Origin of the sequence: Thermocatellispora tengchongensis, assembly GCF_014202315.1 — a bacterium.
Taxonomy (GTDB): Bacteria; Actinomycetota; Actinomycetes; order Streptosporangiales; family Streptosporangiaceae; genus Thermocatellispora; species Thermocatellispora tengchongensis.
This window is the reverse complement of sequence record NZ_JACHGN010000010.1, coordinates 331533-346373: the sequence shown is the minus strand read 5'-3', so window position 1 is coordinate 346373 and position 14841 is coordinate 331533. Positions and strand designations below refer to the sequence as shown.

The window sequence follows — 14841 nt, the reverse complement described above, 5'->3', positions numbered from 1 at the left end:
TTCGTAGGGCGGACCCGGTTGCTGAGCAATCTCAAGCGGCATCTGTCCGACTCCAGGCTCGTCACCGTGACCGGTATCGGCGGCGTGGGCAAGTCGCGCACGGCGCTACGGCTGGCGCACCAGGTGCGCATGCAGTACCCCGACGGCGTGTGGTTCGCCGACCTGGCCCGGCTGCAGGACTCCGGCATGGTCGAGCACACCATCTCCTCGGCGCTCGGCATCGCCGACCAGTCGGCCCGCTCGGGCTCCGACACGCTGACCGAGTGGGTCGGCGACCGCAACATGCTGCTGATCATCGACACCTGCGAGCACCTGATCGAGGCGTGCGCCGACCTGGTCGTGCGGCTGCTGGGGCAGTCGCCCAACCTGCGCATCCTCGCCACCAGCAGGCAGTCCATGCAGGCGCCGGGCGAGCACGTCGTCCCCATCCCGCCGCTGACCGTGCCGGGCGACGACCCCAACGAGAGCCTGTTCACCAACGAGGCGGTGCAGCTCTTCGCGGCCAGGGCGGCGGCCGTGGTGCCCGACTTCACCCTCGACGAGCACAACATCGGGGCGGTGGCCGAGCTGGTCCGCCGCCTCGACGGCATCCCGCTGGCGATCGAGCTGGCCGCGGTGCGGCTGCGGGCGCTGTCGGTGCAGCAGATCCTGGCGCTGCTCACCGACCGGTTCAGCCTGCTCGCCGGGGCCAGCCGCACGGCGCTGCCGCGGCACCAGACCCTGCGCGCGGCCATCGGCTGGAGCCACGAGATCTGCGAGCCCGCCGAGCGGCTGCTGTGGGCGCGGCTGTCGGTGTTCGCCGGCGACTTCGAGCTGGACGCGGCCCGCGCCGTCTGCTCCGACGAGGACAACCTGCCGGCCGAGGACATCATGGAGCTGGTGACCGGCCTGGTGGAGAAGTCGGTCCTGCTCATGCACAACCAGAACGCCGGCGTGCGCTACAAGCTGATCGACACGCTGCGCGAGTACGGCACCGAGTGGCTGGACAAGCTCGGCCAGACCGAGACCATGCGCATGCGCCACCGCGACTACTACCTCCAACTCGCCGAGACCGGCGAGCACGCCTGGTCCGGGCCGCGGCAGGTGCACTGGTTCATCCGCATGCGCCAGGAGCACGACAACGTGCGCTCGGCCCTGGAGTACTGCCTGAGCGACCCGGCGCAGAAGAAGGTGGCGCTGCGGCTGCTGTCGTCGCTTTGGTACATGTGGGTCGCGTGCGGCTTCGCCCGCGAGGGCCGGCTGTACCTGCGGCGGGCGCTCGACGCCAACCCCGAGCCCAGCCGCGAACGCTGCAAGGCGCTGTGGGTGCTGTCCTACCTGTGCAGCGCGCAGGGCGACATCGAGGCGGCGCAGAAGGCGGCCGAGGAGTGCAGCACCCAGGCGGTCGTGGTGGGCGACTCCGGCGCGGTGATCCTGGCGACCAAGATGCAGGGCACGGCCGCGGTGCTCCAGGGCGACCTGCAGAAGGCCACGGCGCTGCTCGGCGTGGCCATCGAGTTCAACCGCTCCGGGCCGGAGCTCAACCCGGGCCTGCTCCCGGCGATCCTGGAGCTGGCGTACGGGCTGATCGCGCAGAACGAGCCGTACGAGGCCGAGGCGCTGCTGCGCGACCTGCTGCAGACCTGCGACCAGCGCGGCGAGCTGTGGCTGCGCTCCTACGCCCACTGGGCGACCTCGCTGGCCCAGCGCGCCACCGGCCGGGTCACCGAGGCGCTGGCCAGCGTGCGCGAGGCGCTGCGCATCAAGGGCCACTTCCACGACGTGCTCGGCGCGATGATGTGCCTGGAGGCCATGGCCCGCATCGCCGCCGAAAGCGGCGATGCGGTGCGGGCGGCCAACCTGCTCGGCGCGGCCGAGACCAACTGGCCCCTGTTCGGCCTGCCTCTCCTGGGCTCGCCGTTCCTCAGCGACGAGCACGAGCAGAGCGTCAAGGAGTGCAAGCGCCTGATCGGAGAGTCGGGCTACGAGGAGCAGTTCCGGCTCGGCGCGCGCATGGACCTGGAGGAGGCCATCGCGTACGCGCTGGACGACGACGATCTCGGCGTGTCCCCGTCACCCCACGCGTGACGCGTCCCCTCCGGGCTCAGGAGACCGACAACAGATCGTCCAGCCGGTATCCGGCGCCCGTCGCCCGGTCCACGGCGTCCGCCTTCCGGTAGCGGAACGTCTCGCGCTGCCAGCGCTCGTAACCGACGATCCACGCGGCCAGGGCGTCCAGGTAGCGGTACAGGACGGCGACGTCCTCCTCCGGGAGCTCCAGCGCGGCGACGACCTCGGGGACCTCCTCGCGAAGCTCGACGAACCGCTCGACCTTGCCGGCCACGAAGTGGTAGGCGTGCTCGATGGCCTCCTCCAGCGTGCAGTTGCGCTCGTTGCGGATGACCATGACGAGGTTGTCCGTCTCGCCCGCGGCCAGCTCCTTCTCCAGCGAGGCCAGGTCGTTGGCCAGGTTGACGAAGTCGGCGGTGAGGGTGCGCATGATGCGCACGTGCGGGATGTTGAAGGCGACCCAGGGCACCTCGAACTCCCCGGCCACCTCGCAGGCGTCGGTGAACTGCTGCATCGCGCCGGTGACCAGCCGCTGCTCCAGATAGCAGTCGAGCGGGAGGAACTCGCCCCGGCGGCGGTTCCCCGACTCGTGCACCAGCGAGCCGAAGTACCGGCGCCAGCTCTCCGACGCGCGCGCCCGCCAGGCGGCCGACTTGCCCGCGCACGAGTCGCGCCACATCTCGGCGAACGCCTGATGCAGCGGACTCCGCCCGGCGGCCTCGCCGTCCTCGGCCCCGTCGGCGTCCTCCAGCAGCCGCTCGAAGCTCGCGCTGATCGCCCGGGCACTGACCGGGTCCCGCCCGGCGGGCCCGTCGAACTGGTCGTCGAGCAGCGTACAGACGGAGACGATGCGATTGGCCATGTCCAGGCCGTGCGGACTGGCGTAGGGGAAGGTGTAGCCGACGAGGCGCTCGGACTTGAACAGGTTGTACAGCCCGGCGGTGCCCTCGCTGATCAGATGACGACGGGCGAGCCAGTCGAGGTTGCGCTCGGCAGCCTCGCGCCACCCTTCGTTCAACCGGAGGGGAAGGGGGATCTCGAACTTCACATCGGCCGGCATTCTGAGCACTCCAGAGGGGGGATCGGCGCTACGGTGCGGGAACCAGATATCGAGCCATAAATACGATGTCAATGAGTAAAACGCCCAAAGATCCGCATACCCCTACACCCATTCCGGTAATCCCGATTACGAAAAACCGTACACATCACATCGCCACGCCCAAGCCCACACCCCGGACACCCCAACACCTCACCCCAGCCACCGGAAATCCCCAGAAGTCCACGGCCCGCCCAGCCCAGGTGGGCGACTCCCCACTCCACCCCCGGGCAAGGCCGAAGCAAAGAAGGGTGAGGTGGGCAGGCCGGGCAGGACGGGCCGAGCCGAGTGAGCCGGGCCGAGACAGAGCGGGGTGAGGCGAGGTGGAGAAGGCAGGGCGGGTGAAGGCCCGCCGAGGACCCCGCAGCCCAGCCGCCCGAGCAGGCGGGAGCGGCGCGATCCCTGCGACCCGCCGCCCCGGCAAGCGAGAGTCCGACGAGGTCGTGCACCACGCCCAGCCCCGCACGCAGAAGCCCGCCGGGCGGTCCGCGACCCGACCGACCCCGCGCAACCGGCCTCACCCAAAGCAGGCGGTCGCCTATCCGGCACACTGCCGGCCACCGGCCGATGCAGTCGAGGGCAGGCAGGCGTAACTCCACCACAGCACTCCACCACGGCGCGGCCCAACCAGGCCGCGTGGGTGGGCCCGGCCGGTGGACCGCCGAGCCAGGTGGCCGATCGGACCGCTCGGGCCTGCCGGGCCGCCTGGGCCGGCCGGGCGACGGGTCAACCGCATGGGCGAACCAGGCCGGGTGGGCCGGCCGAACCGAGTAGGCCGCCCGAGCCGTGGGCCCACAGGACCCACCCCAGGGCCAGCCGGGCCGAGCCGGGCGGGCCGACCGGGCTGCTGGGCCAGGCAGGGGCCGGCCGGGCTGGGCCAAGCCGGGTGGGCCGACCGGGCCGAACCGGAACGGGTGGGCCGGATCAGACCGAAGCGGAGCGAGGTAATGCGGGGTGGGGCAGCCTCGGGCAAGGCACGACAAGCCGGGGCGGGGCAGGGTGAGCAGCGTGTGTGCCTTCACCTCGAACGACCGTGTCCTGCCGGCCGGCGCCGGCACGGACGGGAGCGTGCGGGTCTGGGACCCGGCCATCCGCACCTGCGAAATGACCATCCCGGTTCATGCACCGGCCCTCGATGCTGGACAACCGATGTCCTCGTCATAGGCATGGACACCGGGATCCTCGCCCTCCGGCTCAACCCCGCGGCCACGGGACGCAGATGATCCGGACGTGCGCCCCGTAGTGACAAGAGCGCATGCTGCTCTGCTCAATGCTCACCTTGGCCGGCGCGCACATTGCCCACTCCTTGTGAACCCTGGTCAGACGTGTCGCGCTGAGTCCGAGCAGTCGCCTGCCAAGAACTCCGCGCACGACCGCTGACGATCTCTGCTCTCCGCGCGCAACACCCACTGATACGAGCAGGCGGGAGCCCGTCGCAACCCCTGTGGGCCTAGCCGGCCTCTGGCGGGCGAGGCGGTGGGGGCCGTGCGGGCTGGAGACGGGGGGTGGGTGATTTGGCGGGCGGTCTTGACGGGTTTATCTACGAGGGTGCCGGTGGCGCGTCAAATGCATTGATACGGGGTGAGCACCCGCGACCACCGCGCGAAGTGTGACCGGGAAGTCAGTATGGCAACATATGCCACTATGGTTACATAGATCGCATTTAATCGGGATTGATCGTCTCCTGATTAGAGTCCGACCGTATTCCCATTTATGGCCCTTGTGTCTGAAATATGGGCTTTTGGGGTCATCGATGTCTGATCGGAGGTTTGGGTGGAAAATGTGGTGCTACCTGAGTTGAGGCTTCCGTTCCCGTCCCGGCTGAACCCCTTCGAGGCGGAGGCCGCGGCGCATACCACGGCGTGGGCGCGTGGGATCGGGCTCATCGGCGAGGGTGGGGACGCCGAGCGGTTCGCGGGCGAGTCGTACGCCCGGCTGGTCGCCCGGCTCTATCCCGAGGCGTCGTTGCCCGACCTGGCGCTGGCGGCCGACCTCAACAGTTGGTTCCACGTCTTCGACGACCAGTTCGAGCTGGCCGAGGTCGGCCGGGATCCGGTGCTCGCGCGCCGGCTGGCCGAGCGGGCCGAGGCGCTGCTGCGGGGCGAGCCGCCGGGGCCGAGTGCCGGGCCGGTGCTGCGCGGCCTGGCCGACCTGGGCGCGCGGATGCGGATCAGGGCCGGGGACGCGTGGTGGGACCGGTTCTCGCGGAACCTGCGGCAGTGCCTGGACGCCGCCCTGTGGGAGGTGGACAACCGGGCCTGCGACAAGATCCCCGATCCCGAGACCTACGTCGCCAAGAAGCTGGACATCGCGTACGTGCCGCCGTCCTTCGACGTGATCGAACTGGTCGAGCACTTCGAGGTGCCGCCCGCGATCCGGCTGTCGCCGGAGTACACCACGCTGCTGCACGAGGCCGGGCACATCGTGGTGTGCACCAACGACCTGATCGGGCTGCGCCGGGAGCTGGCGCAGGGCGAGTTCCACAACCTGGTCATCGTGCTGGCGCACGCGGGCGGCGGCACGCTGCAGGAGGCCGTGGCCGAGGTGGAGCGGACGATCTACCGGCGCCTCGACGCCTACCTCGCGGCCAAGGCGGGGCTGGGCGCGCGCCTGGACCGGCTGGGCGTGCCGGAGCCGGTGCGCGCCGCGACCCTGCGCTGCGTCACCGGCCTGGAGGACTGGATGCGCGGCTACCTGGACTGGGCCCTGGAGACCCGCAGGTTCACCGACCCGCTGCCGCGCGGCGCGGCCGGCAGCTTCCACCGTGAGCTGGCCGACTGAGAGCGAGGACTAGCGGGACTCCTCGAACCAGCGCAGGAACTCCTCGTGGCCGAACATCCGGGCGGTGTCGATCGCGGAGGGCGTGCCGGCCGCAGGGTCGGCACCGGCCTCCAGCAGCGCGCGTACGACCTCGGCCTCCTTCTTGAACACCGCGCCCGCCAGCGGGGTCTGACCGCGGTCGTTGGCCCGGCCCGGGTCGGCGCCGCGGGCGGCGAGGGCGCGTACGGTGTCGGCGTGGCCGTGGTAGGCGGCCAGCATCAGCAGGGTGTCGCCCTTGTCGTTGGTCAGGTCGGCCGGCACACCGGCGTCGACGTACGCCGCGAGTCGCTCCGTCTCGCCCCTGCGGGCGAGGTCGAACATCCGGGTGGCGAACTCCTCAAGCTCGTGGTCCGGCTCCATGCAGCCCATTGTGCACCGGTAGTGTGCGCTCGACGGAATTCCCCCCGGCACGCCGTAGGTTGAGAGTGGAACAGGATTTCACGAAAGGCTGGGAGAACGTGTTCGACCCGACGGATCTCTACCGGCTCGGCGGAGATCTCCCCGAGCTGACCGATCCGGTGCTGCTCTACCACTTCGAAGGGTTCGTGGACGCGGGCGGCGCCGGGAGGCTCGCGCTCGGCCACCTTCTCGCCGAGCTGGAGCACCGGGTCGTGGCCACCTTCGATGTGGACCGGCTGCTCGACTATCGCTCGCGCCGTCCCATCATGACCTTCGACACCGACAGATGGGTGTCCATCGACGCCCCCGAGCTGAGCGTGCGCCTCGCGCACGACGTCACCGGCACCCCCTTCCTGATCATGAGCGGCCCCGAGCCCGACCGCGAGTGGGAGCTGTTCACCGAGGCCGTGGACCGCCTGGTGACCCACTTCGGCGTCTCCAAGCTGGTCACCGTGCACGGCATCCCGATGGCCATGCCGCACACCCGCCCGCTGGGCGTCACCGCCCACGCCACCCGTCCCGAGCTGATCGGGGGGCAGAGCAGCTCCTTCGGCAGGGTGCAGGTGCCGGGCAGCGTGGCGGCGATGATCGAGCTGCGGCTCGGCGCCAAGGGCCGCGACGCCATCGGCTACGCGATCCACGTCCCCCACTACCTGGCCCAGGCCGAGTACCCCCAGGCGGCCGTGGCGGCGCTGGAGGCCGTGACCAAGGGCACCGGCCTGGTCTTCCCGACCGACAGCCTCCGCGAGGCCGCCGAGAAGACCACCGCCGAGATCGAGGAGCAGATCCGCTCCTCGGCCGAGCTGTCCACCGCGATCAGCGGGCTGGAGCAGCAGTACGACGCGTTCGCCGCGGGCAGCGAGCGGGAGAACCTGATCGCCGAGGCCACCCCGATGCCCACGGGCGACGAGCTGGCGGCGCAGTTCGAGCGCTTCCTGGCCGAGCGCGACGAGCGGGACGGCTGATGCCGGGCACGGCGCCGGTGCGCACCGGGCTGATCGGCTACGGCACCGCCGGGGAGTTCTTCCACGCGCCGCTGATCGACGCGGCGCCCGGCCTGGAGCTGGCCGCGGTCGTGACCGCCAACCCCGACCGCGCGGCGCGGGTGGACAAGCGCTACCCCGGCGCCCGCGTGGTGTCCTCCCCCGCCGAGCTGTGGGAGCTGTGCGAGCTGGTCGTGGTGGCCACGCCCAACCGCACCCACGTGCCGCTCGCCGAGGAGGCGCTGCGGGCGGGGCGCGCGGTGGTGGTGGACAAGCCGCTGGCGGGCACGGCCGGCGAGGCGGTGGCGCTGCTACGCCTGGCGCACGAGCGCGGCCTGATGCTGACGGTGTTCCAGAACCGGCGCTGGGACGGCGACTTCCTGACGCTGCGCCGCCTGCTGGAGTCGGGCGAGCTGGGCGAGCCGCACCGGCTGGAGTCGCGCTTCGAGCGCTGGCGCCCGCTGCCCAAGGGCGGCTGGCGCGAGTCCGGCGGTCCCGACGAGATCGGCGGCCTGCTGTACGACCTGGGCAGCCACCTGGTGGACCAGGCGCTGCACCTGTTCGGCCCGGCCGAGACGGTGTACGCCGAGACCGACGTGCGCCGCGCCGGGGTCGCCAACGACGACGACGCCTTCATCGCGCTGACCCACGAGAACGGCGCCCGCTCCCACCTGTGGATGAACGCCCTGGCCGCACAGCTCGGGCCGCGCTTCCGGGTGCTCGGGTCGCAGGCGGCGTACGTGAAGTGGGGGCTGGACGTGCAGGAGGAACGGCTGCGCGCCGGCATGCGCCCCGACGAGCCCGGGTTCGGCGAGGAGCCCGAGGAGCGCTGGGGCACGCTCGGCGCCGACGGCGACACCCTGCCGATCCGCACCGCCCCCGGCGCCTACCTCGACTTCTACACCGGCGTGGCGGCGGCGCTGCGCGACGGCGGCCCGCCGCCGGTCGATCCGGCCGACGCCATCGCCGCGCTGCGCGTGCTCGAGGCCGCCCGCCGCTCGGCGGCCACGCGCTCGGTGGTCTCGCTGCGCGCCTGAGCCCCGCCCTGTGGTCCTGCCACCGCCTGGGCCTGCTGGTGGCGCCCGGACAGGGTCAGCCGCGCAGGCGCGCTCGCAGGGCGGCGGTGTCGGCGTCGGTCCAGCCGTGCCGGGCGAGCCAGCCCATCGGGCCGTCGAAGCGCTCGTCGAGCGTGCGCAGGAACTGGCGCATGAACTCCGCGCGGGGCAGGTGGCTGCTCGCGGGACGGCCGTCGAGGTCGCTGCGGTAGGTCTCGCTGGCGCGCAGCCTGTCCAGGATCGCCTCGATGCGCTCGCCGGTCGCGACGTAGTCGGTCACGATCGCCTCGCGGGTCGCGCCCGCGACCTCCAGGGCGAGCGCGCACACCACGCCCGTACGGTCCTTGCCGGCCGCGCAGTGCACGATCGCCGCGCCGTCCTCGTGGGCCAGCACGCGCAGCGCGGCCAGGACCGAGTCGGGCCGGTCGCGCAGGTAGAGGTAGTAGTAGCCGGTCACCCGCAGCTCGGCGAGGTCGTCCTCGCTCGGCTCGCCCTGCCAGGGCAGCACCTTGTCGGCCTCGATGCCCTCCGGCTCGCGATCCGGCGACACGTCGGCGTCGACGTCGGTGTAACGGCCGCCCTCGGCGAACAGGGTGTGGTGGTGGATCTCCACCTCCGGCACCCGGGTGAGCGGGCCGGGCCCTTCGAGGCGCACCTCGGGGCCCGAGCGCAGGTCCACGACGTGGCGCAGCTTCAGCTCGCCCACCAGTTTCGCGACGTCGCCCTCGGTGAGGCCCTGCAAGTTGTCCGACCGGAACACCCGGCCGTGGCGGGTCGTGCCGCCGTCCACCGTCTCCAGCCCGCCGAGATCGCGAACGTTCACCGCGCCGTCGAGCGTGATCCACCGCTTGGAGTCATTCATCACCAAGAGCTTATATCGCGAATTATGGCGTGCCGGTAAATCCCTATCGGGAGCTTCCCTAAATCCGGATGTTGCCCGACACCTGCCCGCAAATGCACTACTTGCCGTCTTATGGGTTAGGACAGGAGGTATCCGACCCGCTTCCTGGGAGGTGACGTGGAACCACAGGACCAGGCCCGCGACCCGCACTCCGTCCCCTCCGCCCGCCCCGGCACGCCGGCGCCCCCTTTGACACGGCCGGCGCCGGGAGCGGTCCACGGGAGGCGGCAGGGCGACGGGCCGGCCTCCGCGTACCGGCAGCAGTGGCGCAGGCACCGCCACGAGCGCGGGCCACGGCCGGTCATCGACCCGTCCCTGGACGCCGACGTCGCCTGGACCCTGCGCGCCAGCCCCGGCGCACTGCGGGCGGCCAGGGCGCACGCCGGCGCCAGGCATCCCGCGCACACCGGCAGGGGCGGCCACGGGAACGGCCACGGGAACACCGCGCACCCGATGCGCGAGGCGGCCAGGCGGGCCCGCCGCAACCACCACGTGGACCCGTTCACGGTGTTCTCGGTCGTGGCCTTCCTCGCCCTCGTCGCGGGCACGACCGGCGTGGGCGGAGCGGTGCTCGCGCTGGTCATCATCGGCTCCATCGGCGCGGTCAGGCAGGCGACCCGGGACCTCGGCAACCAGGGCGCCCGGCGCAAGCTGCGGCTGGCCATGGAGCACGGCGACAGGTTCGTGCTCCCCGAGGACCTGGACCACGCCTGCCAGGAACTGCTGCGGCGCACCCAGGACGCGGTGGACTCGGTGCTGGCCTCGCGGGTGAACCAGGCCGGGCTGATCGACACCATCGACAACCGGGTCACCCTGCCGGAGGAGACCTGGCGGGTCGCGGTGCAGCTCGCCCGGCTGTCGGCGATGAACGCCGAGCACCACCGGATCGTGCCGCGCGACCTGCCGGCGGAGGTCGCCTCGGCCTTCGCGCCGTACACGGCCGCGCTGGACGCCGCGTTCGAGTCGCTGAGCGCCCGGGTGCGCGCCCTGGAGGACTACGCCTGGCGTGTCTACCGCGCCGACCAGGTCTACCGCGCCTTCCGCCAGCTTGAGGTGCTCGCCGAGCGCACCCCGGAGTACGAGCAGCTCCTCGCCGACGTCGTACGCGACGAGCTGGCCGCCCCGCACATCGAGCACCTGTCCGACCAGGCCGAGCAGGTCCGGGCGCTGTTCCGGCAGAGCATCGACGTGGCCCGCGAGGCCGGGGCCCACCTGCTCGCCGGCGGCCTCACCCCCGCGACCCCCGACGTGCCGGCGCCCCCCGCTCCCCGGGCGACACCGGGACCGCCCGCCGCCCCCGAGCCGCGCGACGCCTGACATCACGACTCGCGGGCGCGGATCAGCAGCTCCAGGGTCCGGGCCATGCCGGACTGGTTGCCCAGGCTGCGGTAGATGTCCTGGGCCTGGGTGAGCGGGACCACCGCCGAGCGGCGGTCGCCCGCGTCGAGCCGCACCTCCCCCAGGTAGCGCAGTGACCGCGCCGTCCACCCGCGGTCGCCCAGCTCCTCGAAGGCCCGCACCGCGCCGTGCAGGTCGGCGTCGGCCTCGGCGAAGCGGCCCAGCCTGGCGTGCGCCCGCCCCGACGACACCAGGGTCCGCGCCTCGCCCCAGGAGTCGCCCAGCGCGCTGAGGATCTCCGCCGCCCGGCGCACGAACTCCAGCTCGCGCAGCCCGTTGCGAGGGTCGCCCACCTCGCCCGCGGCGCGCAGGCAGCGGGCCTCCTCCCACAGCTCGCCGCGCTGGCGGAACATCTCCGCGGCCCTGGCCAGGCTGAACCCGGCCTTGGTGAAGGCGTCCTGGGCGGCCCGCGACTCGCCCGCCTGGTTCAGCATGCGCGCCTGGGCGGCCAGCACCTCGCCGTACGCGCGCAGGGTCTGCGCCTCGGAGTAGCGGTTGCCGTCGCGCTTGAACACCGCCAGCGCGTCCTCAAGCAGCTCGCGGGCCTGCTCGGGGCGGCGCTGCGCGAGCCGCAGCTCGGCCAGGTTGCGCTGGGTGCGGGCCGACCACCAGGGGTCGTCCTCGGCGCGGAAGGCCGCGATGGCGTCGATCAGGTACTGCTGCGCCCGGTCGAAGTTGCCCGCGCTGAACAGCGTCATGCCGACCGTGCGCATCGCCCGCGCCGCCCACCAGCTCTCGCCCAGCTCGGTCAGGATGCCGAGGGCGCGCTCGGCGTCGGCCAGCGCCTCCTCGTGGCTGCCCTGGCCGCCGGTCACCGCGGCCCGCTCCAGCAGCGCGATGCCGAGCGAGCGCCGGTCGTCCAGCCGGGTGGCCGCCTCGTGCACGATCTCGGCGACGGTCCGCCAGTCGGACCAGTACGCCCGCAGCGAGTGGCACAGCGAGCAGAACGCGCGGCCGAGCCCCCAGGCCAGCTCCCACAGCTCCAGGCTCCGGGCCTGGCCGACGGCGGCGACCAGGGTCAGCCGCTCGGCGTTGAGCCAGTCGGCGGCCGACACCTGCAGCCGCTCGGCGGCGCCGGGATCGCCGCCGACGTCGGCGTGCCGGCCGCCGCGCCGCCAGTCCTGTGGCCAGCGGGCCATGGCCGCGGCCTCGGCGCGGCGCCGGTAGCCCGACAGCACCCGCTCGATGGCCGCGCGCCGCCGCTCCCCCGAGTCCTCCTGCAGGGCCAGCTCGTGCGCGAAGACGCGTACCAGGTCGTGCAGCCGGTAGCGCAGCACCCCGGCCGCGTCGGTGCCCGAGCACTCGGCGAGCTGCGCGTCCATCAGGGTCTCAAGCTGGTCGGCGCCCTCCAGCGGCGCGATGGCCAGCAGCTCCCCGGCCACCCAGCCCGGCACGTCGGGTGCCTGGACCAGGCTGAGCAGGCGCAGCAGCCGGCGCTGGATGTCGGTGCAGTCGGCGTAGCTCAGCCGCAGCGACGCCCGCACGCTCTTGTCGATCCGGTCGGCGAGTTCGAGCTGGTTCAGCCGGCGGCGCTCGTCGGCGAGGCGTTCGGCCAGCTCGGCCAGGCTCCAGTTCTCGCGGGTCGCGAGCCGGCCACCGCAGATGCTGATCGCCAGCGGCAGCCGGTCGCAGGCCCGTACGATCTCCTGGGCGGCGGCGAGGTCGGCCGCCACCCGCTCGTCGCCCGCCAGCCGGGCCAGCAGTTCCACGCCCTGCGCCTCGCTGAACTCCTGCAGCCGCTTGTCGTAGGTGTTGAGCAGGAACAGCGGCTTGCGCGAGGTGACCATGACCGCGCAGCCGGGCTCGGCCGGGATCAGGTCGCGGACCTGGTCGCCGTCCTGGGCGTTGTCCAGCCCGATCAGGATGCGCCGGCCCCTGGTCCAGGTGAGCCAGAGCTTGCGCAGCTCGGTGAGGCCGCCGGGGTCGGTGGTCAGGCGTACGCCCAGTGCGCGCAGGAACCCGGTCAGCACCTCCTCCGGGCTGACCCCGGCCTCGGCGCCGCCGCGCAGGTCGGCGTACAGGCGGCCGTCGGGGAACCAGGAGGCGACGGCGTGGCCGAACCTGGCGATGAGCGCCGACTTGCCCACCCCGGCCCGGCCGTAGACGGACACCACCAGCGGGCCGCCGGCGTCGCCGGAGACGGTGTGGCCGCGCCCGGAATAGCGGCCGGAGAACACCTTGTGCAGCTCGGCGAGCGAGTCGGTGCGGCCGGTGAAGTGGGCGGGCACGGGCGGCCACTGGTCCGGGGGCCGCCACGAGGGACCCGCGACGGGCTCGGGGACCGGCACGGGGGCCGGCTTGGTGGTGGTCGCCCAGGTGAGCATGCCGACCAGGAGCCCGGCGATCACGGTGATCCCGGCCTTGGCCTCGGTGGGCAGTTCCCACACGTCGAGCGAGGTCGCGAGGATGCTGGCCACGGCGGCGGCGATCCCGGCCGCGGCGGGCGCGGCCAACGGCACCCGGCCGGGCCGCCCGCGCCTACGCGGCTTCTCCGGCCACCGCGACGCCCTGGGCATCCTCGCACCTTTCGGTGAGATCCATTGCGGCACGATTCAATCAGATGCCACCCGGGCCCGGAGGCCCCGATGTTTCCCGCGAAATCCGCGCGAAATCATGGCGAACGGCGAGCAGCGGATCGGCGCACGCGCGTTTTCCGCCGTACGGCGGCGTGGGCCGGGCTCGGTGTGTACCGGCTGTCCGCCCAGGTCCCGCCGGGGTATTCTGGTATTTCATCCGGGTCTGGAACCGCTGCTCACCGCCGGGTAGCGCCTCCCGCCCGGCATGGACGGCGGCGAACGGCCGCCCCTGAGAATCCGAGCCCGAAGCCGGCCCGGTCGTCCCGAAACGGACATGATCCACGGGCTCTGAGCGATTGGTGTGGTTTGCGGGGGTGTGGTGGTGTCCCGCAGAATCGCAGAAAGGGAAGTCCGACGGGAGCTTGAATGGCGACGCGTGACCGGCACACGTCCCTTTCCACCCTGCCCGCGAACCCCCGCCGCCGCGGCCGGTCCCCGGCCGTCACCATCCACTCCGCCACGCTGGTCGTGCCCCTGTCGGGCCCGCCGATCCGCTACGGCGCCATCGCGGTCCGCGACGGACGGGTGGTGGCGCTGGGCCCCCGCAAGCAGCTCACCGCCGCCTTCGCCGGCTGCGTCGAGCGGCACTGGAAGGGCATGCTGGTCCCCGGCCTGGTGGACGCCCACACGCGCATCGGCCGCGCCCCCGACCCGGCCGCCGCGGCGCGCGACCTGATCCGCTCGGGGGTGGTCGCGGTCGCCGACGTCCTGGACGACCACGACGCGATCGGCGTGCTGGCCCGCTCGGGCCTCGGCGGGGCGGCGTACCTGGAGGTCCGCTGCCCGGACGAGCGCACCTGGGAGGACAGCGAGCGCGACCGGCTGATCACCGCGATCCGCGAGCTGGACCACACCGGCGTGATCGGCATCGCGGCCCACACGCCCGACCTCGCCGTACTGGAGGACCTGGCCATCCTGGCCCGCACCTTCGGCCTGCGCCTCCACGCCGAGCCCTCCCCCCGCCACCGCCTGGCCGTGCTGGACGAGACCGGCCTGCTCGGCCCCTACACCCACCTCGTCCACACCGCCGCGCCCCTCGACCCCGCCGACCGCAAGCTGCTGCGCCTGCGCGGCACCCCCGTGGCCGTCTCCCCCGCCACCGCGTCCCCCGAGGACCTGACCGCCCTGATCACCGAGGGCAACGCCGTGGCCCTGCACACCGGCCCCGGCGCACCCGACCTCCTGGCCGCCGCCCGCGCCCTCCTGGACGCCCTCCTCCCCGCGACCCCCCACACCCGCGCCCGCGCCGCCACCCTGGCCCGCCTGGCCTTCGAGACCGCCACCATGGGCGGCGCCCGCGCCCTCGGCCTGTCCGACGGCCTGGGCCGCCTCGGCACCCTGAGCCCCGGCAGCCGCGCCGACTTCGCCGTCTACCCGGTCACCCTCTCCCGCCGCGACCCCTACACCGCCCTCCTCCACGACGGCCCCGGCACCTGCACCACCACCGCGATAGCCGGCCAGATCCACTGGCCCCCCTCCGCCTGATCCGGGGTCACCCGGCCTCCATCCTCGGCAGTACGAAAGTCCAACCACGGTTGAATGCGACCGCGGGCCGCGCGACGTT

General features: G+C 72.9%; 10 protein-coding genes. 6 read left to right on the top strand and 4 right to left on the bottom strand.

Annotation, left to right across the window (positions count from 1 at the left end; translation table 11 throughout):
* Window positions 1-18: 18 nt before the first annotated feature.
* Window positions 19-2067 carry an ATP-binding protein gene (locus tag HNP84_RS24645; RefSeq protein WP_246518551.1) on the top strand — a complete coding sequence of 683 codons (2049 nt, stop codon included), beginning with the start codon at window positions 19-21 and terminating at the stop codon, window positions 2065-2067.
* Window positions 2068-2083: 16 nt separating this feature from the next.
* On the opposite strand, the gene HNP84_RS24640 is transcribed toward HNP84_RS24645, so the two are convergent.
* The gene (locus tag HNP84_RS24640; RefSeq protein WP_185052244.1) at window positions 2084-3109 is read right to left on the bottom strand and encodes a terpene synthase family protein; all 1026 of its coding nucleotides are present in this window, start codon (window positions 3107-3109) and stop codon (window positions 2084-2086) included.
* A gap of 1833 nt (window positions 3110-4942) precedes the next feature.
* Here HNP84_RS24640 and HNP84_RS24635 point away from each other — a divergent pair.
* The gene (locus tag HNP84_RS24635; RefSeq protein ID WP_185052243.1) at window positions 4943-5926 is read left to right on the top strand and encodes a terpene synthase family protein; all 984 of its coding nucleotides are present in this window, start codon (window positions 4943-4945) and stop codon (window positions 5924-5926) included.
* A gap of 9 nt (window positions 5927-5935) precedes the next feature.
* Here HNP84_RS24635 and HNP84_RS24630 read toward each other — a convergent pair whose 3' ends face one another.
* A complete protein-coding gene (locus HNP84_RS24630) occupies window positions 5936-6334 on the bottom strand; it encodes an ankyrin repeat domain-containing protein (RefSeq protein WP_185052242.1) in 399 nt (132 codons plus the stop codon).
* A gap of 89 nt (window positions 6335-6423) precedes the next feature.
* Here HNP84_RS24630 and HNP84_RS24625 point away from each other — a divergent pair, with 89 nt between their 5' ends.
* Together HNP84_RS24625 and HNP84_RS24620 are read left to right on the top strand one after the other, a co-directional pair.
* Complete coding sequence (locus HNP84_RS24625; protein WP_185052331.1) at window positions 6424-7329, top strand: proteasome assembly chaperone family protein; 906 nt, start codon at window positions 6424-6426, stop codon at window positions 7327-7329.
* On the top strand, window positions 7329-8384 hold the full coding sequence (locus HNP84_RS24620; protein ID WP_185052241.1) for a Gfo/Idh/MocA family oxidoreductase: 1056 nt from the start codon (window positions 7329-7331) through the stop codon (window positions 8382-8384). The genes HNP84_RS24625 and HNP84_RS24620 overlap by 1 nt, the downstream gene beginning before the upstream one ends.
* A 55-nt stretch (window positions 8385-8439) precedes the next feature.
* On the opposite strand, the gene HNP84_RS24615 is transcribed toward HNP84_RS24620, so the two are convergent.
* On the bottom strand, window positions 8440-9264 hold the full coding sequence (locus HNP84_RS24615; protein WP_185052240.1) for a tyrosine-protein phosphatase: 825 nt from the start codon (window positions 9262-9264) through the stop codon (window positions 8440-8442).
* 156 nt (window positions 9265-9420) lie between these two features.
* On the opposite strand from HNP84_RS24615, the gene HNP84_RS24610 reads away from it, so the two are divergent.
* Window positions 9421-10620 carry a hypothetical protein gene (locus tag HNP84_RS24610; RefSeq protein WP_185052239.1) on the top strand — a complete coding sequence of 400 codons (1200 nt, stop codon included), beginning with the start codon at window positions 9421-9423 and terminating at the stop codon, window positions 10618-10620.
* 2 nt (window positions 10621-10622) lie between these two features.
* Here HNP84_RS24610 and HNP84_RS24605 read toward each other — a convergent pair whose 3' ends face one another.
* Window positions 10623-13217, bottom strand: coding sequence for a tetratricopeptide repeat protein (locus HNP84_RS24605; RefSeq protein WP_185052238.1), 2595 nt, complete (start codon window positions 13215-13217; stop codon window positions 10623-10625).
* A gap of 426 nt (window positions 13218-13643) precedes the next feature.
* Here HNP84_RS24605 and HNP84_RS24600 point away from each other — a divergent pair, with 426 nt between their 5' ends.
* Window positions 13644-14762, top strand: coding sequence for an amidohydrolase family protein (locus HNP84_RS24600; RefSeq protein WP_185052237.1), 1119 nt, complete (start codon window positions 13644-13646; stop codon window positions 14760-14762).
* The last annotated feature ends 79 nt before the right edge of the window (window positions 14763-14841 follow it).

What these genes read in the sequence shown, in the direction of transcription:
- HNP84_RS24640 (WP_185052244.1), bottom strand. Translation starts at nt 3,109, where the DNA reads ATGCCGGCCGATGTGAAGTTCGAGATCCCCCTTCCCCTCCGGTTGAAC.
- HNP84_RS24630 (WP_185052242.1), bottom strand. Translation starts at nt 6,334, where the DNA reads ATGGGCTGCATGGAGCCGGACCACGAGCTTGAGGAGTTCGCCACCCGG.
- HNP84_RS24620 (WP_185052241.1), top strand. Translation starts at nt 7,329, where the DNA reads ATGCCGGGCACGGCGCCGGTGCGCACCGGGCTGATCGGCTACGGCACC.
- HNP84_RS24615 (WP_185052240.1), bottom strand. Translation starts at nt 9,264, where the DNA reads ATGAATGACTCCAAGCGGTGGATCACGCTCGACGGCGCGGTGAACGTT.
- HNP84_RS24605 (WP_185052238.1), bottom strand. Translation starts at nt 13,217, where the DNA reads ATGCCCAGGGCGTCGCGGTGGCCGGAGAAGCCGCGTAGGCGCGGGCGG.
- HNP84_RS24600 (WP_185052237.1), top strand. Translation starts at nt 13,644, where the DNA reads ATGGCGACGCGTGACCGGCACACGTCCCTTTCCACCCTGCCCGCGAAC.